This is a genomic window from Paenibacillus sp. S150 (genome assembly GCF_019352175.1).
Classification (GTDB): domain Bacteria; phylum Bacillota; class Bacilli; order Paenibacillales; family Paenibacillaceae; genus Paenibacillus_AQ.
In genome coordinates, this window is sequence record NZ_JACBYI010000014.1 from 123107 (window position 1) to 143571 (window position 20465).

21 protein-coding genes are annotated in these 20465 nt (G+C 53.7%); 17 read left to right on the plus strand and 4 right to left on the minus strand.

Going from position 1 to position 20465, the window contains the following annotated elements:
- Nucleotides 1-36: 36 nt before the first annotated feature.
- Genes HYD27_RS14950 through HYD27_RS14975 form a run of 6 tightly spaced genes read left to right on the plus strand, consistent with a single transcriptional unit; the run spans nucleotide 37 to nucleotide 5337 of the window.
- Nucleotides 37-1404: a nitrogenase component 1 gene (locus tag HYD27_RS14950; RefSeq protein ID WP_219216421.1), complete on the plus strand. Its 1368-nt coding sequence runs from the start codon at nucleotides 37-39 to the stop codon at nucleotides 1402-1404.
- The gene (nifN, locus tag HYD27_RS14955; RefSeq protein ID WP_219216422.1) at nucleotides 1391-2710 is read left to right on the plus strand and encodes a nitrogenase iron-molybdenum cofactor biosynthesis protein NifN; all 1320 of its coding nucleotides are present in this window, start codon (nucleotides 1391-1393) and stop codon (nucleotides 2708-2710) included. Before HYD27_RS14950 ends, nifN begins: the two co-directional genes overlap by 14 nt.
- The gene (locus HYD27_RS14960) at nucleotides 2707-3078 is read left to right on the plus strand and encodes a NifB/NifX family molybdenum-iron cluster-binding protein (protein ID WP_219216423.1); all 372 of its coding nucleotides are present in this window, start codon (nucleotides 2707-2709) and stop codon (nucleotides 3076-3078) included. Before nifN ends, HYD27_RS14960 begins: the two co-directional genes overlap by 4 nt.
- A gap of 12 nt (nucleotides 3079-3090) precedes the next feature.
- Nucleotides 3091-3402 (plus strand): hypothetical protein, encoded by a 312-nt coding sequence (locus HYD27_RS14965; RefSeq protein ID WP_219216424.1) that lies wholly within the window; start codon nucleotides 3091-3093, stop codon nucleotides 3400-3402.
- Between the two features lie 13 nt (nucleotides 3403-3415).
- A complete protein-coding gene (locus HYD27_RS14970) occupies nucleotides 3416-4480 on the plus strand; it encodes a homocitrate synthase/isopropylmalate synthase family protein (RefSeq protein WP_219216425.1) in 1065 nt (354 codons plus the stop codon).
- 2 nt (nucleotides 4481-4482) lie between these two features.
- Nucleotides 4483-5337, plus strand: a complete 855-nt coding sequence (locus HYD27_RS14975; protein ID WP_219216426.1) for a beta/alpha barrel domain-containing protein — start codon at nucleotides 4483-4485, stop codon at nucleotides 5335-5337.
- A gap of 68 nt (nucleotides 5338-5405) precedes the next feature.
- On the opposite strand, the gene HYD27_RS14980 is transcribed toward HYD27_RS14975, so the two are convergent.
- Nucleotides 5406-5639, minus strand: coding sequence for a ferredoxin (locus tag HYD27_RS14980; protein WP_219216427.1), 234 nt, complete (start codon nucleotides 5637-5639; stop codon nucleotides 5406-5408).
- Between the two features lie 441 nt (nucleotides 5640-6080).
- On the opposite strand from HYD27_RS14980, the gene nifH reads away from it, so the two are divergent.
- From nifH to HYD27_RS15025, 9 genes are all read left to right on the plus strand, one after another.
- On the plus strand, nucleotides 6081-6908 hold the full coding sequence (nifH, locus tag HYD27_RS14985; RefSeq protein ID WP_219216428.1) for a nitrogenase iron protein: 828 nt from the start codon (nucleotides 6081-6083) through the stop codon (nucleotides 6906-6908).
- 95 nt (nucleotides 6909-7003) lie between these two features.
- Nucleotides 7004-8563 carry a nitrogenase iron-iron protein, alpha chain gene (gene anfD / locus HYD27_RS14990; protein WP_219216430.1) on the plus strand — a complete coding sequence of 520 codons (1560 nt, stop codon included), beginning with the start codon at nucleotides 7004-7006 and terminating at the stop codon, nucleotides 8561-8563.
- 18 nt (nucleotides 8564-8581) lie between these two features.
- On the plus strand, nucleotides 8582-8932 hold the full coding sequence (gene anfG, locus HYD27_RS14995) for a Fe-only nitrogenase subunit delta (RefSeq protein WP_219216432.1): 351 nt from the start codon (nucleotides 8582-8584) through the stop codon (nucleotides 8930-8932).
- Nucleotides 8933-9003: 71 nt separating this feature from the next.
- The gene (gene anfK / locus HYD27_RS15000; protein ID WP_219216434.1) at nucleotides 9004-10392 is read left to right on the plus strand and encodes a Fe-only nitrogenase subunit beta; all 1389 of its coding nucleotides are present in this window, start codon (nucleotides 9004-9006) and stop codon (nucleotides 10390-10392) included.
- 86 nt (nucleotides 10393-10478) lie between these two features.
- Complete coding sequence (locus tag HYD27_RS15005; RefSeq protein WP_219216435.1) at nucleotides 10479-10904, plus strand: hypothetical protein; 426 nt, start codon at nucleotides 10479-10481, stop codon at nucleotides 10902-10904.
- Nucleotides 10855-11622, plus strand: coding sequence for a type 1 glutamine amidotransferase (locus tag HYD27_RS15010; RefSeq protein WP_219216436.1), 768 nt, complete (start codon nucleotides 10855-10857; stop codon nucleotides 11620-11622). The genes HYD27_RS15005 and HYD27_RS15010 overlap by 50 nt, the downstream gene beginning before the upstream one ends.
- Nucleotides 11622-12125 carry a pyridoxamine 5'-phosphate oxidase family protein gene (locus HYD27_RS15015; RefSeq protein WP_219216437.1) on the plus strand — a complete coding sequence of 168 codons (504 nt, stop codon included), beginning with the start codon at nucleotides 11622-11624 and terminating at the stop codon, nucleotides 12123-12125. The genes HYD27_RS15010 and HYD27_RS15015 overlap by 1 nt, the downstream gene beginning before the upstream one ends.
- Nucleotides 12126-12375: 250 nt before the next feature.
- Nucleotides 12376-13422, plus strand: coding sequence for an aromatic ring-hydroxylating oxygenase subunit alpha (locus HYD27_RS15020; protein ID WP_219216438.1), 1047 nt, complete (start codon nucleotides 12376-12378; stop codon nucleotides 13420-13422).
- 336 nt (nucleotides 13423-13758) lie between these two features.
- Nucleotides 13759-14667: a hypothetical protein gene (locus tag HYD27_RS15025; RefSeq protein ID WP_219216439.1), complete on the plus strand. Its 909-nt coding sequence runs from the start codon at nucleotides 13759-13761 to the stop codon at nucleotides 14665-14667.
- 136 nt (nucleotides 14668-14803) lie between these two features.
- Here HYD27_RS15025 and thiD read toward each other — a convergent pair whose 3' ends face one another.
- A complete protein-coding gene (gene thiD, locus HYD27_RS15030; protein WP_219216440.1) occupies nucleotides 14804-15616 on the minus strand; it encodes a bifunctional hydroxymethylpyrimidine kinase/phosphomethylpyrimidine kinase in 813 nt (270 codons plus the stop codon).
- Between the two features lie 214 nt (nucleotides 15617-15830).
- Nucleotides 15831-16685, minus strand: a complete 855-nt coding sequence (locus HYD27_RS15035) for a DUF4850 domain-containing protein (RefSeq protein ID WP_219216441.1) — start codon at nucleotides 16683-16685, stop codon at nucleotides 15831-15833.
- A gap of 208 nt (nucleotides 16686-16893) precedes the next feature.
- On the opposite strand from HYD27_RS15035, the gene HYD27_RS15040 reads away from it, so the two are divergent.
- Nucleotides 16894-18006 (plus strand): glycosyltransferase, encoded by a 1113-nt coding sequence (locus tag HYD27_RS15040; protein ID WP_219216443.1) that lies wholly within the window; start codon nucleotides 16894-16896, stop codon nucleotides 18004-18006.
- 130 nt (nucleotides 18007-18136) lie between these two features.
- Here HYD27_RS15040 and HYD27_RS15045 read toward each other — a convergent pair whose 3' ends face one another.
- Nucleotides 18137-19483 carry a glycoside hydrolase family 30 protein gene (locus HYD27_RS15045; protein ID WP_219216444.1) on the minus strand — a complete coding sequence of 449 codons (1347 nt, stop codon included), beginning with the start codon at nucleotides 19481-19483 and terminating at the stop codon, nucleotides 18137-18139.
- 162 nt (nucleotides 19484-19645) lie between these two features.
- Between HYD27_RS15045 and HYD27_RS15050 the strand changes: the two genes are divergently transcribed.
- A complete protein-coding gene (locus tag HYD27_RS15050) occupies nucleotides 19646-20440 on the plus strand; it encodes an AraC family transcriptional regulator (protein WP_219216445.1) in 795 nt (264 codons plus the stop codon).
- Nucleotides 20441-20465 lie beyond the last annotated feature (25 nt).

The window sequence follows — 20465 nt, forward strand, 5'->3', positions numbered from 1 at the left end:
CAAGAGATTGGATGATAGAAGAAGGAGGGTTATGAAATGCCCAAGGGTGTCCCGAATCTGTTCATTGAGCCTGATTGCGAGCACAACCGCCAGCCTGGCAAGGGCTGTACCAGACCGAGTCCGGGCGAAATCACGAAAGGCTGTGTGTTTCAAGGCTCCCAGGCTGTTCTGCTTCCGATCTCCGACGCTGCTCATCTGGTTCACGGCACCTCAGGCTGTCTGCAGAACAGCTGGGGGATGCTGGAGGCGGGGCTGCCGGGAGGGCCGCTGTCCAAATCCGGCTTTTCCATGGGTCTTACGGAGATGGATATCATTCTCGGCGGCCAGGAGAAGCTGCTTGAAGCCATCAATTATATCGTGGAGCATTACCGCCCGCCCTGCATCTTCGTATATGCCACCTGCATCACTATTCTCACAGCCGAGGATCTGGATGCGGTGTGCGGCAAAGCCGAGAGCCTGTGGGGTCTTCCTGTCATTCCGCTGCACAATTCGGGGCTGATGGGGAGCAGCAATATGGGGAACCGGCAGGCGGGGGAGGCACTCTTCGAAAAAGTCATCGGCACCGGTGCCTCGGACCCCAAAAAGCTTACTCCTTTTGACATCAACCTCATTGGCGACCACCATTTTTCCAAAGAAGGACATGAAATTGAAGGGATTCTATCGAAAATAGGCATCCGCGTCATCTCGCGCATCGCCGGCGAATGCACGTTCAGCGAGCTGTGCTCCGCCCATCAAGCCAAGCTGAATATGCTGGTATGCAGCCGTTCAATGGTTACCTTGGCCCGGAAGATGCGCGATTCCTTTGGCATTCCTTATTTTGAGGGCTCCTTCTGCGGGTCGAGGGAAATCCGCTTCTCCCTGCGGCAGCTCTCCTTCCACTTTCATGATGAAGGCCTGGACAAACAGCTGCACCGCTACATGCGCCGCGAAGAAGAACGCCTCCATAAGGACATCCTCCGTTCCTACAAATCACTTAAGGGTAAAAAGGTTGTGCTGTTCACCGACGGCATTGAAAGCTGGATCTATATTTCGCTGCTCTATGAGCTGGGGATCAAAATTGTTGCTATTGGCACAAATCAAAATGCGCAGGAGGATTTGTCGCGGATCAAGGAGCGGATTCATGAAGATACACGGCTGGTTGTTCAAAGCGACGAAGCCCGTATCCTTGAGCTGTACCGGGACCGCAAGGCCGATCTGATGATCGTAAGCGGGCGCAACGCCTTTGTGCCCCTGAAGGAGAAAATTCCTTTTATTAACATTGATGAAGAGCATCAGGGCGGCTATGCCGGATATGACGGAGTCAGGAGGTTTGCCCGGGATGTAATGGACACCCTTGCGCAGCCGGTCTGGAGCATGATCTGCCGGCGTTCGCCATGGGAGGTGGACAGCTATGGGCAAAGCTGACCGCAATTCCTCCAAGCCGCTGTCGGTGAATCCCTTTCAGACCAGCCAAGCCGTTGGCGGTGTGCTTGCGCTGCAGGGCATCTACCGCGCCGTTCCGATTCTGCATGGTGCGCAGGGCTGTGCGGAATCTGTGAAAATGGTGCTGTCCCGCCATTTCCGCGAGCCGATTTCAATTCAGAATATTGCCATCCATGAACAGAATTTGATTTTTGGCGGGAGTGAGGGCATTCGTGAAATGATCAAGCTGGTGATGGAGCGCCATCATCCGGATGTCGTTGCACTGATCGGCACATCGTTGACAGAGGTGGTGGGCGAGGATCTGCTGGGAACCGCCGAGGCTTATTACAGGCAGCATAAACTGCTGTTCAAAGACAAGCTGATGTGCGGGCTCTGCCTCCCGGATTATGAAGGGTCCATGGAGTCGGGTTACGCCCAAACGGTGTATTCGGTGATCAGGAAAGTGATTCAGAACAGCGGAAGAGTGACGCGCAAGAAGAAGCGGGGCCGGATCAACCTGCTGCCGGGAGCGCATCTGACGCCGGGAGATGTAATGGAGCTGAAGGAAATGATCGCCTCCTTTGACATCGAGGTGATTGTCCTCCCGGATTTGTCCTCTTCGCTCACCGGGCATTTAATGACGGGCCATACCCCGCTCTCCCGGGGAGGGGTTCCGCTGGATTATCTGCGGGAGATGCTTACGTCTGCATATACGATCGTGCTGGGCCGCTCAATGGAGCACTGCGCGAAGCTGCTGCAGGAGGAGCTGGACATTCCGTATATACTGTTCGCCGGCGTGACGGGGCTGCGGGAAAGCGATGAATTCTTCCTGTTCCTCCGGCAGTTCAGCGGGAGCGAGGGACAGAATAAATACCGCTGGCAGCGGCAGTTCCTGCTCGATTGCATGCTGGATACCCGTTCGATCTTCCGGGGGAAGCGGGTTCTTGCCGCGCTTGACCCGGATCATCTGGTATCGCTGTACCAATGTCTTTCGGAGCTTGGAATCAAATCCTTCGGAGCGGTCATTTCCTCTCCTTCACCGACTGTAGAAGCGATTCCGGAAGCTGTACAGACCGGTGATCTGGAGGATCTGGAACAGCTGGCGGCAGGCGGGGCCGACCTGTGGCTGAGCAATTCCTATGGGGAACAGTCTGCGCTTAAGACGGGGACCCCGTACTTTCCTATGGGGTTCCCCGTCTTTAACCGCTTTGGTTCGCCTTCCCGCATCACGGTTGGCTACCGGGGGACAGCTGATCTGCTGAACCACATTGCCAATACTATGTACAGCAAGGAGAGGAATAGCGGATGAAGATAGCCTTTGCGTCGAATGGCGGCAGAACGCTGGATTGCCATTTCGGTCATTGCAACTCATTTACCATTTTTGATTTTGGGGAGAAGGGCTACCGTTTACTGGAGTCACGGTCCCTTCCCGACCCGTCGCCGGAATCGGAGGAATGCGATAAATTCCAGCAGCGGGTGGATCTTATTCTGGATTGTACCGTTTTGTTTGTCGTGAAGATCGGCGGCGATGCGACCAAAAGGGTGCTCAGGGCAGGCATTATTCTTCTGCAGTCCGAACAGGGCAGCGAGATTGTCCCGCAGCTGGAACAACTGAGTCTGATGCTCAAGGACCACCCGCCCCTGTGGCTGGTCAAAACTTTGAAACGGAAAAACTAAGGAGGGGCTATCATGTCTGAAACCGCGGATACCGAAGCGTTGCTGCAAGCCTATGAAATTGATTATGATCCCGGAATGCTGGCAAACCAGCGGATCGCTTTTGCGCTGCTGTTCCGGAAATACCTCAAGGAGAATCGTCTGCTGAGTGAAGCTACACTTGAATTGCTTGCCATGGAGCCAGACAAGGCTGCTCCTGAATATGAGCAGATCCGGAATTGCCTTGCAAGCGCCTGGAACGATATGGAGTATGCGGTAAAATGGAATGCATATAAATCGGCGGGGGCAGGGCCTTTGGGGGGCTGCGGTACTTGCGGGCTGTCTTGAGAGGGTGGGGGATATGGTTGCTCTAACGGATTACACAATGGAAGAGGCCCTGCGCAGAAATGCGGCGCCTGCGGATATTTCCCGGATGTCCGACATACTGCTCGGTTATGGCGTTGAAACCTTTGAGGTGGGTGTCCGATGTCTGCAGGCGCATAAACAAGTACTCGCACTTCCCGGATTTGAAGGATCTATTCGTTGCCGGATCAAGCCTTCCCTGCCGGAGGCGGCGATGGCCCGCAAGCTGGGCATTCGGCGGGTGGCGGTAATGTGGTCTGTCAAGCCCGCAGGTGTGCAGCTTCATCAGCTTGAAGCGGTATTATGCGCAATTTGTGATTACGGAGGACAGCCATATCTTTTTGTTGAAGATGCTTCAGCCGCCTATTATGCTGAATTTGAGCGTTATTGGAGGCTGATCGAGCGCTATGGGGTCGAGCGGATCGTCTATTATGATGGCAAAAGCGTGCTGGACCCTTTTTTGGTGCGCAGAAAATTACTGGAGCTGGTGGATACCGCTCTCTGCCCGCTTGAATTCTGCGGGACGAATGTATACGGACTGGCGACGGCCAACACCCTTGCGGCCATTCAAGCGGGTGTGGGGTATGCCGGGACTTCGGTCTGCGCAGCAGGAACCAAAGGAACGGGTGCAATGGAGGAGGTGCTGATGGCCCTGAGGCATCTTGGCAATCGGACCGCCGGAGTTTCCGTCGGCAGTTCCATTGCCGGAGATTGCGAGGAGGTGCTGTCGATGCTGAAGCTTAAAGTGCCTGAGGACAAGGCGCTGGTTGGAAAGAAGATATTCTGGCATGAATCGGGTATTCATGTGGATGGAATCCTTAAGCATCCCGGGTTATATGAGGTGATCAGGCCGGAGGAAGTGGGGCTGTCCCGGAACCTTCTGGTCGGCAAGCACTCCGGTACCGCCTCTATTAGGCATAAGCTCCGGGAGCTCAGCCTGGAGCTCGCGCCCGGCCGGGCCGGGCAATTGCTGGAGCGGGTAAGGGAACTGGCCGGCCTGCAAAAAGGTCCGCTGAGCGACGCCCAGCTTATGGACCTGTATGCCCGGGGGGAGGAGAGCTGAACGTGTCTGCCGGAAGCTTCTTTCAGATTGTGGATACGACGCTGCGTGATGGCGAGCAGGCGGCAGGCGTTGTCTTCTCGCCGGAAGAAAAGATCGAGATCGCGCTTGCGCTTGACCGTGCGGGCGTGAGGTGGATTGAAGCGGGCATTCCGGCAATGGGCCGGCAGGAGCAGGCCGCGCTGAAGGCATTGCTGTCCCTCCCTCTGAAATCAACGCTTATTGCCTGGAACAGGGCGGATTGGCGGGATATAGAGGCGTCTATAGCGTGCGGGTTTTCGCATATTCATTTTTCGTTGCCGGTGTCCGATCTCCATCTGAGGCATAAGCTGCAAAAAAGCCGCGGGTGGGTGCTGGAAAGACTGCGGCAAACCCTGGAATTCACGAAAAGCTTCGGATGCATACCCTTTGTGGGTGCGGAGGATGCCTCCCGTGCAGATCCCGGATTTCTGCTCGAGTTTGCGGCTGTGGCGGCGAAATATGGCGCGCAACGCTTGCGTTATGCGGATACTGTAGGCTGCCTTGAGCCCTTGTCGGCCTTTAAAAAAGTCTCGCATCTGGTGAGCAGGAGCCTGCTGCCTGTGGAATTCCATGGACATAATGATTTCGGGCTGGCAACGGCCAATACATTGGCGGCGTTTCAGGGAGGGGCAGCCTTGGCCAGCACAACCATTTCGGGAATCGGTGAGCGGGCGGGCAATGCGCCGCTGGAGGAGGTGGCGGCCGCGATGTCCGGCCTCTACAAACACAAAGGGGAGATTCAACTGCAGGAGCTTCCCCTCTTGAGTCAAATTATAGCCCGCGCCAGCGGCAGGCCGCTGAAATCTTACCGGTCCATTGTTGCGGCGCTAAATGAATAAAAACACAAAAGAGGGTGCTGTCCGTTAAAGGATGGCACCTTCTTTTGTGTGAATGAAAGGATGATTCCTCAGGCAAAAGCGGCAGTGGCCAGCTGAATGCAGTGGGTTGGACAGCTCTCGAAGGCTTCCTGCAGTTCTTCCAGCAATTCCTCGCCGATGGCTGTGATGCCCCGGTTCTTGTCTCCTTCGTAGATCACTCCGGCAATTCCGTTGTAGTCCAGATCGAAAATGTCCGGGGCTGCCGAGTTGCAGGCCCCGCAAGCAATGCAGGCCTCTTGGTTGACGCTGGCAAATTGACTCATGATTATTCTCTCCTCTGTCTTTGGATGGGCTCCGTGAGTTGTGCGGCGATGTGTCAGATAACTTATCAATGGAGGTATGGATATATCTTCATATGTCATTTTACATCCCCTAATCAGCCGGTTACAACGGTAAAACAGATGAATTAACAGTAGCTTCATTCAATATGTAAGAAAATATAACACAAAGTTGATGTAAGCGCTCTTTTGCGTAAAATGATTGCGCTTTTATAAAGGAAAGGTTGCTTTTGTACGGATTATAACGGATATTTTCTGTCTTTTTTTGTTGAAATAGCGTTTCCAATTTACCATTTACGAATGTTTCCTTATGTTCCTTGGAGTATGGTTCGGTTATGCCGTTGACAGGTTTTTCAATTTTGTTATGATCTAGTCAAATCCAGAGCAACAACAGAATTGAGAAAAATTCAAAGGGAGTGTGGAGAAATGACGAGAAAAATTGCAATCTACGGTAAGGGCGGAATCGGGAAGTCGACTACACAACAGAACACAGCTGCGGCAATGGCCTATTTCCATGACAAGAAGGTATTTATCCACGGCTGTGACCCGAAGGCGGACTCCACACGGATGATTCTTGGCGGGATGAACCAAAAGACACTGATGGATATGCTTCGTGATGACGGCGCCGAGAATATCACAACCGAGAAGGTAGTGAAGTCGGGCTATCTGGGTATCCAGTGCGTTGAGTCAGGCGGACCGGAGCCCGGTGTCGGCTGTGCAGGCCGGGGGGTCATCACAGCGATTGATCTGATGGAGAGCAACGGTGCTTATACTGAGGATTTGGATTTCGTATTCTTCGATGTACTGGGCGACGTGGTGTGCGGCGGGTTCGCGATGCCAATCCGTGACGGCAAGGCTCAAGAGGTGTACATTGTGGCTTCCGGCGAAATGATGGCCATATACGCGGCCAACAACATCTGTAAGGGCCTGGTGAAATACGCCAAGCAAAGCGGGGTCCGCCTCGGCGGAATTATCTGCAACAGCCGCAACGTGGACAGAGAGAGAGAGTTCCTGGAAGAATTCACGGCTTCCATCGGCACCCAGATGATCCATTTCATGCCCCGCGACAATATTGTCCAGAAGGCGGAGTTCAATAAGAAGACGGTCGTTGAATTCGATGCGGAGAGCAAGCAGGCTGGTGAATACGGAGAGCTGGGCCGCAAAATTATCGAGAATGAAAACTTTGTGATTCCCAAGCCGCTCAGCATGGATGAACTGGAAGCGATGGTTGTCAAATACGGAATCGGTGACTGATACCCAATTCAGGCTTTTCTTACAAAATTGATTTTTGCGAAATTATTCTGTTGCCCAATAATATTATGCTCATAAAACTTTAGGAGGAATGAATCATGCCGCATCATACATTTAAGTGCAGCGAGTGTATTCCCGAACGGACACAGCATGCAGTGGTCAAGGGTCCCGGCGAGGATTTGACTTCAGCTCTTCCCGAAGGCTACCTCAACACCATTCCGGGGACGATCTCCGAACGGGGCTGCGCCTACTGCGGAGCCAAGCATGTAATCGGTACGCCGATGAAGGATGTTATCCATCTAAGCCATGGTCCGGTCGGCTGCACCTACGATACCTGGCAGACCAAGCGCTATATCAGCGACAATGACAATTTCCAGATTAAGAACACTTTTGCCTCGGATGTGAAGGAAAAGCATATCGTCTTCGGAGCTGAAGGGCTGCTCAAGAAAAATATCGTTGAAGCCTTCAAGGCTTTTCCCGACATCAAACGGATGACGATTTACTCTACCTGTGCTACAGCGCTGATCGGAGACGATATTGGTGCGGTTGCCCAGGAGGTCATGGATGAAATGCCGGATGTTGACATCTTTGTCTGCAACTCTCCCGGTTTCGCAGGTCCCAGCCAATCGGGCGGTCATCATAAAATCAATATTGCGTGGATCAACCAGAAGGTGGGGACGGTTGAACCGAAGATCACCAGCGATTATGTAATCAACTATGTCGGCGAGTACAATATCCAGGGAGACCAGGAGGTCATGGTCGATTATTTCAAATCCATGGGCATCCAGGTATTGTCCACCTTTACCGGAAATGGCTCCTACGATGATCTGAGAGCAATGCACAGAGCGCATCTCAATGTGCTGGAATGTGCGCGTTCCGCCGAGTATATCTGCAATGAGCTGCGGGTGAAATACGGAATTCCGCGTCTGGATATCGACGGCTTCGGCTTCGAGCCGCTGTCGGCCTCGCTCCGGAAGATCGGCCTGTTCTTCGGAATTGAGGACCGGGCACAGGAGATTATCGACAGGGAAACCGCCAGATGGAAACCCGAGCTGGACTGGTACAAGAAACGCCTGCAAGGCAAAAAAGTATGCCTCTGGCCGGGCGGCTCCAAGCTCTGGCACTGGGCCAATGTAATTCATGAGGAAATGGGAGTGGAGGTTGTATCCCTGTATACGAAGTTCGGCCATCAGGGCGATATGGAGAAGGGAATTGCCCGCTGTGAGCAGGGAGCGCTGGCGATTGATGACCCGAACGAGCTGGAAGGTCTGGAAGCCATGGAAATGCTGAAGCCGGACATTATTTTCACAGGCAAACGCCCAGGCGAGGTTGCCAAGAAGATCCGTGTGCCTTATCTTAACGCGCATGCCTATCATAATGGGCCTTACAAGGGCTATGAGGGCTGGGTCCGGTTCGCGCGGGACATTTACAATGCGATCTATTCGCCGATCCACCAGCTGTCAGCCCTGGATATCAGCAAGGATGAGATTCCGACGGATAAGGGATTTGCCACCCAGCGGATGATGTCGGATGCAAATTTGAGTGAGGAAATCAAATCCTCAACCACATTAAGACAATATACCGGCGGGTATGATTCTGTGACCAAGCTGCGCTCCAAAACTTATCCATATTTAGAAAATCAGCTTGCCGGCGTATAGCGGAAGGAGGGAGAGACCGTGGAAGATTTGATGAATGAGAGAGTCGCGCAGCTGGAAAATTATATTATGAAAAAATGCCTGTGGCAGTTTCACTCCCGCACATGGGACAGAGAGAAGCAAAACGAGGGCGTTCTCACAAAAACAACACAGATTCTGTGCGATGAGCCTGTGGACAAAGGAACCCCGGCGGACCGCTGCTATTGGGCCGATGCCGTAGTTCTGGCCGAAGAGTATACCAAGCGGTTCGATTGGCTGGCTGAAATGGGCAAAGAGGAAATCAAGCTGCTGATGCAGGCGCTGAAAGAGCGGATCGACTATGTAACCATTACCGGATCGCTGAACAAGGAACTGACCGTCAAGCAGTATTAATGCAGCAATATTGCAATAACAGGTCCAGCTACAATTGGACGCGCACATGAATAATCGGAGGGGGTAATACTATGACTTGTGAAATCGTTCAAAAGGAACGCGGCGGTGTTATTAATCCGATATTCACTTGCCAGCCTGCAGGCGCGCAGTATGCCAGTATCGGAATCAAGGATTGTATCGGAATTGTCCATGGCGGACAGGGCTGCGTTATGTTTGTCCGTCTGCTGTTCTCCCAGCATTTCAAAGATAATTTTCTGCTTGCCTCTTCTTCCGTGCATGAGGATGGGGCGGTGTTTGGCGCATTGAACCGTGTCGAGGAAGCGGTCGATGTCCTGCTCATGCGTTACCCCGATATCAAGGTAGTGCCGATCATCACCACCTGCTCCACAGAGGTCATCGGCGACGATGTGGACGGTGTGATTCTGAAGCTCAACAGCGGGCTGCTCAAGGAAAAATACGCTGGCCGCGAAGTGCATTTGATTGCGGTTCATACGCCCAGCTTTGTGGGCAGCCAGGTGAGCGGGTACGACGTGGCTGTTGATGCTTTTGTAAGGCATTTTGCACGCAGGGACCAGCCAAACGGCAAGCTGAATCTGATTACCGGCTGGGTTAATCCCGGAGATGTGACGGCGCTCAAGCACCTGCTGGCCGAAATGCAGGTGGATGCGACGGTGCTGTTTGAAATAGAAAGCTTTGATTCCCCGATTATGCCGGATAAAAGCGGAGAATCGCACGGCAGCACCACCATTGCGGATCTGACCGGAACAGCCGACGCAGTGGCCACTATCGCGCTCAACAAATACGAAGGCGGCAAAGCCGCGAAGTATCTGGAGGATGAGTTCGGGATTCCCGCGGTCATCGGGCCTACGCCGATCGGCATCCGCAACACGGATACTTTTTTACAGAACGTCAAGAACCTGACAGGCAAACCCATCCCGGAATCCCTGGTTCGTGAACGGGGCATTGCCATCGATGCGCTGGCTGATCTGGTGCACATGTTCCTTGCCGACAAGAAGGTTGCAATCTATGGACATCCCGATCTGGTAATCGGTCTTGCCGAATTCTGTATCGATCTGGAAATGAAGCCTGTACTGCTGCTTCTCGGTGACGACAACACCACTTACAAAAATGATCCCCGTATCAAGGCGCTGCAGCAGAACGTGGAATTCGGCATGGAAATCGTGCTGAACGCGGATCTGATGGAGCTTGAGAACCGGATTAAGAACAAGGATGTGGAGCTGGATTTGATTTTGGGCCACTCCAAGGGGCGGTTTACCGCCATTGACAACAATATCCCGATGGTGCGTGTCGGATTTCCGACCTATGACCGCGCGGGACTGTACCGCCACCCGACTGTCGGGTATGCCGGCGCCATCCGGCTGGCCGAAGAAATTGCGAATACGCTGTTCACCGACATGGAGTACAAGAGAAATAAGGAATGGATTCTGAGCGTGTGGTAGAACCAGTGTGCAGCTATGGACTTATTAGTGAGAATAATTCGGATAACAAGTGCAATTATTCAGTTATGCGGGAGGAGTGAGTCGCTATGCTGGTAACGGAAACGGATGTGGAGGCTTTTGAAGAGAATTATCGGGATGCCCTGGGATACCACCGCAGAGCGGAGCAGTTTTTGCGTCAAAAGCAGCGGTTCAGTCTCGTATTCAATGTAGGCTCAGTAGCACTGGAACGGTACCTTGTCGCCCTGTGCCACCTCTACGGGGTAATGCCGCTTAACCATAATTATATCTGTCTTATGAATGCGGTAGAGACGGTTGTGGATGTTCCCAAGGAGCTGAATAAGGAAATCCGGTCTCTGGACTTCATCTTTGGCATCTGTTCGCTGGATGATTATTTCCACGGCACGCCGAAGCCGGAGGATTCCATCCGTGTCCTGACCATGTGTGAGCAGGTGCGGCAGCTCTTTGACCAGACCAAAATTTCGCTTGCCAGAGCAGCTTACGTCCAGGGCTGAGATGCGCCTTCATTTTCTGCGGCATATGGCCCTGGAGGACGCGGGCAGCATTGCGGCCTGGGCTTCTGATCAGGGGTGCAGCCTTGCCCATACGCTGCTCTATGAGTCAGGGACGCTTCCGGCCATAGACAGCTTTGACTGGCTGCTCATCCTGGGCGGACCCATGAACATTTATGAAGAGGAGCGTTTCCCGTGGCTGGCTGAAGAAAAGCTGTTCATCCGTGCAGCGATTGCTGCGGGGAAGGTGGTTATCGGTTTTTGCCTTGGCGCCCAGCTGATTGCGGATGTGCTCGGTGGAAGGGTAACGCGAAGCCGTGAGCCTGAAATCGGCTGGCTGCCGGTCCGCTGGAGCGCCCAAGCCCGCGAGCATCCGCTCTTCTCCTTTTTTCCGGAAACCTCAATGGTGCTGGAATGGCATTATGATACCTTCAGCGTTCTGCCGCCGGAAGCGGAGGCTCTGGCGGGCAGTGAAGGCTGCGCCCATCAATTATTTATGTACAAGGAGCGTGTCTTCGGATTCCAGTTCCATCTGGAGGCGAACCCGGAGATGCTGGAGCGGCTGGTTGCAGTCTGCGGGAGTGACATGCAGAGGCCTTCAGCTTATGTGCAATCGTCTGGAGAGGTACTCGCCCGCAAGGAATATATTGTGCTGAACAACCTCTGGCTGGCGGAATTTTTGACCCGGCTCAAGGAACTGGAAAGGAGGCGCAAGCTCTAGTGGAGCATATCAGCTATAAGCAAAGGGACTGCCGCGACCAGGAAAAAATCGGAGAATTCCTGACGGCGGCCAGGATTGGCATTGTAGGAATCGGAGGGGATGCTTACCCCTATGCCGTGCCGGTCAATTATGTGTGGCACCAAGGCTCTGTATATTTTCATGGCATGGGCTCAGGCAAAAAGGTGCGTTTGCTCGCGGAGAACCCGGCGGTGAGCTTCACCGTTTACCGGGAAGACAGCACGGTGACCGACCCGGTACCCTGCAAGGCGGATACCGCCTATTTCAGTGTGATGCTCTTCGGAGAAGCAGCCAAGGTCACCGATATGGGCGAGGCAGCCGGGGTGCTCCAGAAAATTCTGGACAAGTACACGCCGGGCTTCTATAAGCAGGAGATGTCGGCACGGATGGTGGAGAAATACCGTTCTTCCATGGACGGGAACGGGGTAGCCGTCTACCGGCTGACTCCGGTTCACCTGACAGCCAAAGAAAATGCAGCGGTCTGAGTAAACGGACGGCCTTCAAGCTTCAAACAGAAAAACAGTCTTCTGCTTCATGGAGGGCTGTTTTTTGCTGTGACAAATGTTATGATGCATAACATTTGAATGAGATTTTTAGTCAAAAATACAAAAACAAATGATTTACGATTGATTTTTGCAGCAAAACAAGATTAAAATATACACAATAAGTTATATAATATGACATATAATAAATTATCTTTATGTAGTTTATAGTGAGTGGAGAGGTGGGACGAACATGATAGAGGAAAACAAGAAACTGGTGCGGGAACCCGAACTTCCCCGTGACTGCACGTTCTCCCCTGAGGACTGGCGTGTGCTGGCGGAATACTGGTACCCCGTGGCGATAGCGGATGAGGTGCAGGACAAACCGCTGGCGGTGAAGCTGCTGGATATGAAGCTGGTATGCTACCGCAGTGAAGGCAAGGTTGTGATCGCACGTGATCTCTGCTTCCACCGGGGGGCGCCGCTGAGCAAGGGCTGGGTGGAAAACGGTGAAATCGTCTGCCCGTACCATGGCTTCCGTTATAACTGCGAGGGCAAATGCACCGCTGTTCCCGCGCATCCCAGCTCCAAAATCTCACCCAAGCTGAAGCTGATTGTCTACCCGGCTGTTGAGCGCTACGGCTTAATCTGGACCTGTCTGGGTTCTGCGGCCGAGCAAATTCCGGATTTCCCGGGCTGGGCTGACCCGGACTATATAAATATTTTACCGCCGAGCTTCGATATTGCCGGTTCGTCCGGCCGTCAGATGGAGGGCTTCCTCGACGTTTCGCATTTCGCTTATGTGCATACGGCAACCTTCGGTGACCGCAACAACACCGAGGTTCCCCAGTACAAGGTCAGACGTGAGGGCAATGAGCTGGTAGCTGAATACTGGAGCACGGTCAGCAATTACGGCAAAGGCCAGGAGAATCCGGCCCCGGAGGGCTTCATGTGGCTGCGCGAATTCCGCGTGTTCCCGCCGTTTGCCGCCTCGCTTACCGTATATTTTCCCGATGAGGGAAGGCTCAAAATTCTGAACTGTGCATCCCCCGTTTCTGCCCGCTATACGCGCCTGTTCTGCCCGATCTCCAGGAACTTTGACAAGAGTGCGCCGATTGAGGATACGATTCAGTTCAATCTGCAGGTCTTCGGGGAGGACGCGGAAATGGTCGAAGCGCAGACTCCCGAGGACCTGCCGCTCGATCTGCAGGCTGAAGCGCATATTCCGGCAGACCGTACGTCTATTGCTTACCGCCAGCTGCTGACCGAACTGGGGCTGGGACGCTCTTATACCTCCTGATTTTGCCGCTTTGCCATAATTTGCGGCGCAATATATTCCCTTCCTGCTTCCGTTATGCCGGAGCAAGCGCAGGAAGGGTTTTTGCGTGCGTCAATTGAATAGAAGACGGCTGTCCTATTGCTTTTATCGGCTTAAGCTGTGATAAAGATGGGCTATTTTCATAAAATTCAAGGTTTTTTTTGCAGTGTTTTTGATGTCTCTGCCCTTGCGTGGATAGCAGACTGGAGAATGGGGGTCCATGTCTGATAAAATAGAAGGGAAGAGGACACAACTATTCCAGACTGTACCGGCAGCGGCGCAAAGCAGGACAGGCATCATACCAAAGGAGACTTGATTGTGAACGAGAAACTGAAGCAAGCCTATGGAAGGCTGGGGTTGCCCGAAACCGTAACCAGAGAGGAACTTAACAAGCGGTTCGATCTGCTGCTGAAACGGCGGCGCTCCCTGACCACTGAAGCGGAGATAGCTGAGTATGAAGCGGATTTTCAGGCTATCAAGTTTATTCTGGATTCCAGGGATCAGCAGGAAATTCAGGAGGCTGAGGATCAGCGGCTGGCCAAATACGGCAGTCTTGCCGGCGGCGCGCGTAAATGGGAGCGCTTTATGCGCCTCTACAAAACACATGTCATCATTTCCATTATTGCTGTAATCGTGCTTGCCTTCGGCGGCAATGCGCTGTATAACAATTGGCAGCATAAGAAGTATCTGGCCACCCTGCCGCCGGTTGATGCGAAGATTATGTTCATCGGCAATTTCGGGGTGCAGGACCCGGACGGCAAAATGGATGCGCTGAACCAGGCGATCATCGAGGAGTACCCGGAATGGAAGCGGGTGGACAGCAGCATCGTGTATCTTCCCAAGACCGGCGAGGGAGCTGATACACTGGATATGAATTATATGCAAAAAGCCGTGGTGGAGCTGGCGGCGAACTCGCCGGACATTCTTATTCTGGATGAAGCTACGCTGCAGTGGATCGGCGGGCAGGATGGCTTTCAGAATCTGGAGCCGATCCTTGCGGACGGAAAAATCTCCGGTGATGATCCCCGTCTGAAATGGGGAACCGTGGGCGAAAGCACCGAGGAACAGCTGTATGCCGTAGATATCACGGACTCGAAGTTTGTAGCTTCGCTGCCCATCAACCATAATACCCAGTCCATTGAAATTGGAGTGCTGGGCAGGGATGAGCAGAACGACAAAATTCTGAATTTTGTAAAATATATTGCTGAGGAGGGCGCTGCGCAGTAGGCGATTTTCACGAGATTGCCTTCCCGGCGGCTATTTCTATACATAATGGCGGAACAGAAGGGCATTGCCTCTCCGTTCCGCCATTATTTGTGTACCGACAGCAGCAGTGTACAGGTGATGCAGACTTGTCCGGGTGTTAGCGCTCCAGACGGTAGCCGCCATGAAAAACAGGGCCGACATATTGGTTGAAGGCATAGCCGCTGCGGATGGCTGCGGTGACGAAATCCTTGGCTTTTGCGACTGCTTCAGGCACAGACAATCCGTTAGCCAAGCCGCCTGTGATGGCCGCGGCAAAGGTGCAGCCTGCACCATGGTTGTGAGCCGGTTCAATTTTGGCGGTTTCCAGTACGGTATATCCGGAGCCGTCGAAAAAAACATCGACCGCTCTATCGCCGCCGAGCGCCTTGCCGCCCTTGACAACAACATTTTGCGTGCCGCGCAGGTGGATCAGCCGCGCAGCCTCCTTCATTTCATCGATGGAAGCAAGCTTGCCCAGCCCGGAAAGCACACCGGCCTCGAACAGATTGGGGGTTGCCACAGTGGCCAGCGGCAGCAGCAGATCACGGATGGCCTCCGCACTTTCCGGATTCAGCACCTCGTCTTCGCCTTTGCAGACCATGACCGGGTCAATGACAACATTGGTCTGCAGGTTGTCCCTGACCGCTTTCTCGGCAACCCGGACGATCTCCACACTGCCCAGCATGCCGGTCTTCATGGCGTCAACGGGACCGCCTGAGAATACGGTTTTCAGCTGCTCCGCAACAATGGCCGCATCAATCGGATAGACATTGTGATGCCAGCCGTTGTCCGGGTCCATCGTAACAATGGTGGTCAAAGCGCTGAAGCCGTAGGTGCCGTACTCCTCAAAGGTTTTGAGATCGGCCTGGATGCCGGCGCCTCCGCTGGAGTCACTTCCGGCAATGGTTAAGGTTTTAATGATTTTTGACAAAGCGAACGTCCCCTTCTGATATATGAATAGATGAAGCCTGATCAATTCAGCCTGGTCCTTTTTAAAAATAGAATTTATATGCTTTACGCTATATATTATCCTTCTATTTTTCGCTGAAACACGCCGTCCTTTAAAAGACGGCGAAGCCGTTTCCGCTTGACTCTACGATATTATAACAAAAATCATGCCCTGTGTCCGCATGCCCGCTCCTAATTTATTGAACTGCCGGCTTCCGCCCTCCAGGTTGTTCGGCGCCAGCTTCCGTATTCCCGGCAGCGGGAAGAATAAGCGGACCGCTATTGGCTGTGAAAAAGCTTAGTATGGTCTCAAGCACGGCCGCATCCTGTCCGGCAGAGCCGGAAGATGAGGTCAGCTCCAGCTGGCGGAAAAGATAGCCCCATTCCCCCTCTTCATAGTAGGCGGTTCCTTCCGTTTGATAGTCTTTTGCTTCCGCAGCGAGCGAATAGCGCACAGTCCGGGCATCCGCTCCTTCGGTTCCCGCCACATACTGCCGTGTGAACGCCGGAGGAATGACGGTAAACCCCTGCTGCTCCGCCCATCCGGCCTTTCCGGGGAAATAAGTTCCGATACTGCCGGTTGCGCAGCCCGTACAGCCCCAGGCATTATCGGAATAATCCAATCTCTGCTGCGGATCTGCCGGATCTTCAAGAGCCGTCGCGTAGGAGCCATTGACGCCAGTAACAGCCGATGCCTTCCAGCCTGCGGGTACCAGCAGCATATAAGCGCTGCCGGTGTCAGCCCGGAAGACTAGCGCCGCCTCAAGTTTGCCTTCCATGTCCGCCGGCAGCGGAAAAGTCATTTTGGGCAATGGAGGCAGGGTATCATACACCGGGCTGCTTCCGTCATCCAGCACCGGAATCGAAATCATAGCAGCCAGCGGGACCGATACCTCCGCATCTCCGTCTTTCGAGGAAGGGAAGGAAAGGGCGGCGCCAGTCTCCCGGGCGATATCATCGGCAGCGCTTCTGTTGCGGGCCAGGTAGTAGGCATAGTTCCACACAGCCTCGCCATAGTGCTCCATCAGTGTCTTTAATGCGGCGGCGGTCATGCTGGCGGTTTCCTTTGTTGCTCCAGAAATGCTGTTCCCCCCTTGCTCTCTATTGTAGAGACCTCTGCATCGCTGGAAAAGTTTCTTTTTTGGAATGAAAATCCGGCGGAAAATTCAGCACAAGCGGCAGCGGATCTGGGTAAGAACAAGGGTTCCAATTGAAAAAGGCAGCATATTCATATAGAAGTACAACGCTTAGGAGGTCGCCATGATCGAAATCAGCTTATGCATGATCGTCCGCAACGAGGAGAACAGCCTGCCCCGCTGCCTGTCTTCCGCAGCCTCCATTGCGGACGAGATCATTATCGTGGATACAGGGTCAACAGACCGGACCAAAGAAATCGCCGAATCCTTTGGCGCGGTTATTTATGATTTTGCCTGGATTGAGGACTTCTCGGCGGCCCGGAACTTTGCCTTCAGCAAGGCAACCAAAGAATACATTCTGTGGCTGGACGCGGATGATTACTTGAAGGACAAGGACCATGAGCTTTTCAGAGCACTGAAGGACAGCCTGCCGGAGCATGTGAACAGTGTGAATATGCAATATAATCTCGCTTTCGACGCTGCGGGCAATGTGGTGACCTCACTCCGCCGCAACCGTCTGGTCCGCCGCAGCTGTAATTTCAAGTGGATCGGCCCCGTGCACGAATACCTGGAGGTCTATGGCCCTTTTTACAGCAGTGATGTCTGTATTACACACGGTAAAGACAAAGCGTACACGGACCGCAATCTGCGAATCTACCAGAAACGGGCAGCAGGAGGCGAGGTGTTCTCCCCGCGCGACCAGTACTATTACGCCAATGAGCTGCGTGACCATGGGTTGTTTGAGGATGCTTGCCGGTACTATACTATGTTTCTGGAGGGCGGGCAGGGCTGGATTGAGGATAATTACCAGGCCTGCCTGCGGCTGGCCGATTGCCGCGAACGGCTGGGGGATAAGGAAGGGTCTTTTGAAGCGCTCTGCCGGACTCTGAGGTACGACAAGCCGCGGGCGGAATTTTGCTGCAGGCTGGCTGCCTGGCACGTGGAGAAGAATCAGCTTCAGCAGGCGGTCTATTGGTATGAGCTTGCTGTGATGCTCCCCCGGCAGAATGACTCCATGGGCATGCGGAACGAGACCTACAGCACCTGGCTTCCGAACCTGCAGCTGGCCTTATGCTACGACCGTCTGGGACAGCATGAGAAGGCGAATATGTTCAATGAAACCGCACTGCGCTACCATCCATCCCATCCCAGCATGCTGTACAACCGGAATTATTTCAAAAACCTGCTGGGCGACAAATATGTGGAGCTGCAGCCGCACCCGGAGCATGCGGAATAAGAAAACACTCTCCCTTGCATCACCAATTGAAAAGGCTGCCGTTATCTGGCGACAGCAAAGCCCGCTTCCAGCCGCTGCTTGAAGCGGGCTTTGCTGTGCAGATATTCCGAAACGGGCTGGGCCGCCGGTGTTACTGGAACAGCAGCGTCTGGATGGCGTGAGCCGGGATGGTGTTCTCGGCCAGCCGGCCCCGGAACCGCAGCGTGAACGGCAGCCCGCTGTCCGAACGGTTCAGCACGACAACGGCGAAGGTTCCATCAGGGTTGCGGAAGGCCGTGGTTTCAAATTTGTCGGTATATTTGGAGCTGCCGACCCGGACGGCGCCCGGACGGATATATTTGCTGAAATGCCCGATGTAATAATACGAGCTCTCGTAGATCACTTCGTCCTTGACGGTGTCCCCGATAATCGGGGCATCACAGAAGTTGCCCACATGGTTCGGGCCGCCTTGTTCATCCAGAACGATGTTCCAGTCGGTCCAGCAGGACATCCAGTTGTTCAGGTTGCCGATGATGTCATGGCCGTAGCGTTCGCCCGTATTCCATGAGCCGAGATGCACTCCGCCTTCCTGGCAGCCTTCGCTGAAGAACAGCTTCTTGTCCGGGAAGCGGTCGTGAACCGCGCCCAGCGCCTCAAAATGATCGCCGGAATACCAGTGGAAGCAAATGCCCCAGATGTATTTGGAAGCGGCCTGATCTTCAAAAGCGGTCTTCGCCCGCTCATACACCCGTTCCTTATTGTGATCCCAGATCATAATTCTGATATGCGCCAAGCCGGCGGCTTCGAGGGCGGGGCCAAGATAATCGCGCACGAAATCTTTTTCCTCTTCGGCAGTGTAAACGCAGGAATCCCAGATTTGTGCGGCCTTGGCTTCATTCTGCACGCTGACTGCCCAGATATCAATCCCGGCCTGCGAATAGGCCTGGATGTATTTCACGAACAGGTTGGCCCAGGCTTGCCTGTACTCTGGCTTCAGCTTGCCGCCATTGTTCATTTCACCATTGGTCTTCATGAAGGCCGGAGGACTCCATGGCGTGGAGAACAGCCGGAAGCCGCTGCCTACGGAAGCAGCCGCCCGCTTAATCAGCGGGAGTATCGATTCCTGGTCTCTGGAGATATTGAAGGAGGACAGCCCGGGGTCCACACCTTCGACGTAAGCGTAATTTCCGGTGGAGAAGTCACAGCTCTGGATATGCGTACGGCACAATGTGTATCCGATTCCATGCTCCGGATGAAAATAGGCATCCATGATCTCCTGCTGTCTCTCCTTGCCGAGCTTGGACAGAGTGGCCGCCGAAGCTTCGGTCAAGGCTCCGCCGAAGCCCTCGATCACCTGATATTCCAGGTCCTCATAAATATTAATCAGCTCATTTTCCTTCTCTGCGGCATCCGGCTGGAAGGTCAGAGCCTTGAGCTCGGCAAGCCGGTCTCCGGTTTCCTTGGCTGTCTGAATGACGCGAACGGTTGCATGTGTCATAGTGGTGCAGAACCTCCTGAAAGTTTTGTTGATTTTAATAAAGGCTGGTCTGGCAGTTTCTATTTGATTATAGAAGGTATTCCACCGGCTTTTGAAGAAACAATATGGTTGAGAACCTCAACGATCTGGTCGCCAAGGTTATAAGCGGAGAGGAGGAAGGCCATGGAAATCCCCGGTGTTCATATTCATCTCAGCTCTTTCTCAAGGCATATCCAGCCGTTCCGGCATCTGTTCCGTGAGGGGCTGGATACCTATATCATAAGGCTTCAGGCCGAAGGCGAGTCTGAGGCTCTGATTGATGGCGAGATGGTTGCTGTTCTGCCCGGTGATCTGCTGCTGTTCCGTCCCGGCGAAGTATACGATCTGAGAATAGGCGAGAAGGAGAGTCCGCTGGGCTTCAGCGCCGATTATTACGTGATGTGTACGGGGGAATGGGTGGACCGCTGGTGGAACAAGCAGGAGCGGTCCAAGAAAACGAGAATTGCCGAGGACAGCAAGCTGCAGAGTGTCTGGCAGCAGCTGATCCTGGAGAAGCGCCGGCTGGACGGAGGCAGCCCGGAAATTCTTGAGGCGCTGTTCAAAGCGCTCTGCCTGCTGCTGGACCGGGCGATTGCCGAAGCACCTGCCTCTCCCTCGGCATCGCTGCTGCTCGGGCTGAAGATGAAGAGCTATATCGAAGAGCATGCCACCTCGCTTCTCAGGCTGGAGGATGTCGCCCGCCACGCGGGTATCAGTGTAACCCGGGCGGTTCATCTGTTCAAGGGGAAGTTTGGATGTTCAATTATGCAGTACGCCGGACAAATCCGCCTGGCGATGGCTCTGCAGCTGATGGACAACAGCAACTATACGCTGGAGCGGATTGCGGAGGAAACAGGGTTCGGCAGCTATACCTATTTCCACAGAGTGTTCCGTGAACGCTATGGTGTGGCTCCCGGAGTGTACCGAAAGCGCTCTTAGGCATCAAAAAGGCCTGCGGCACATT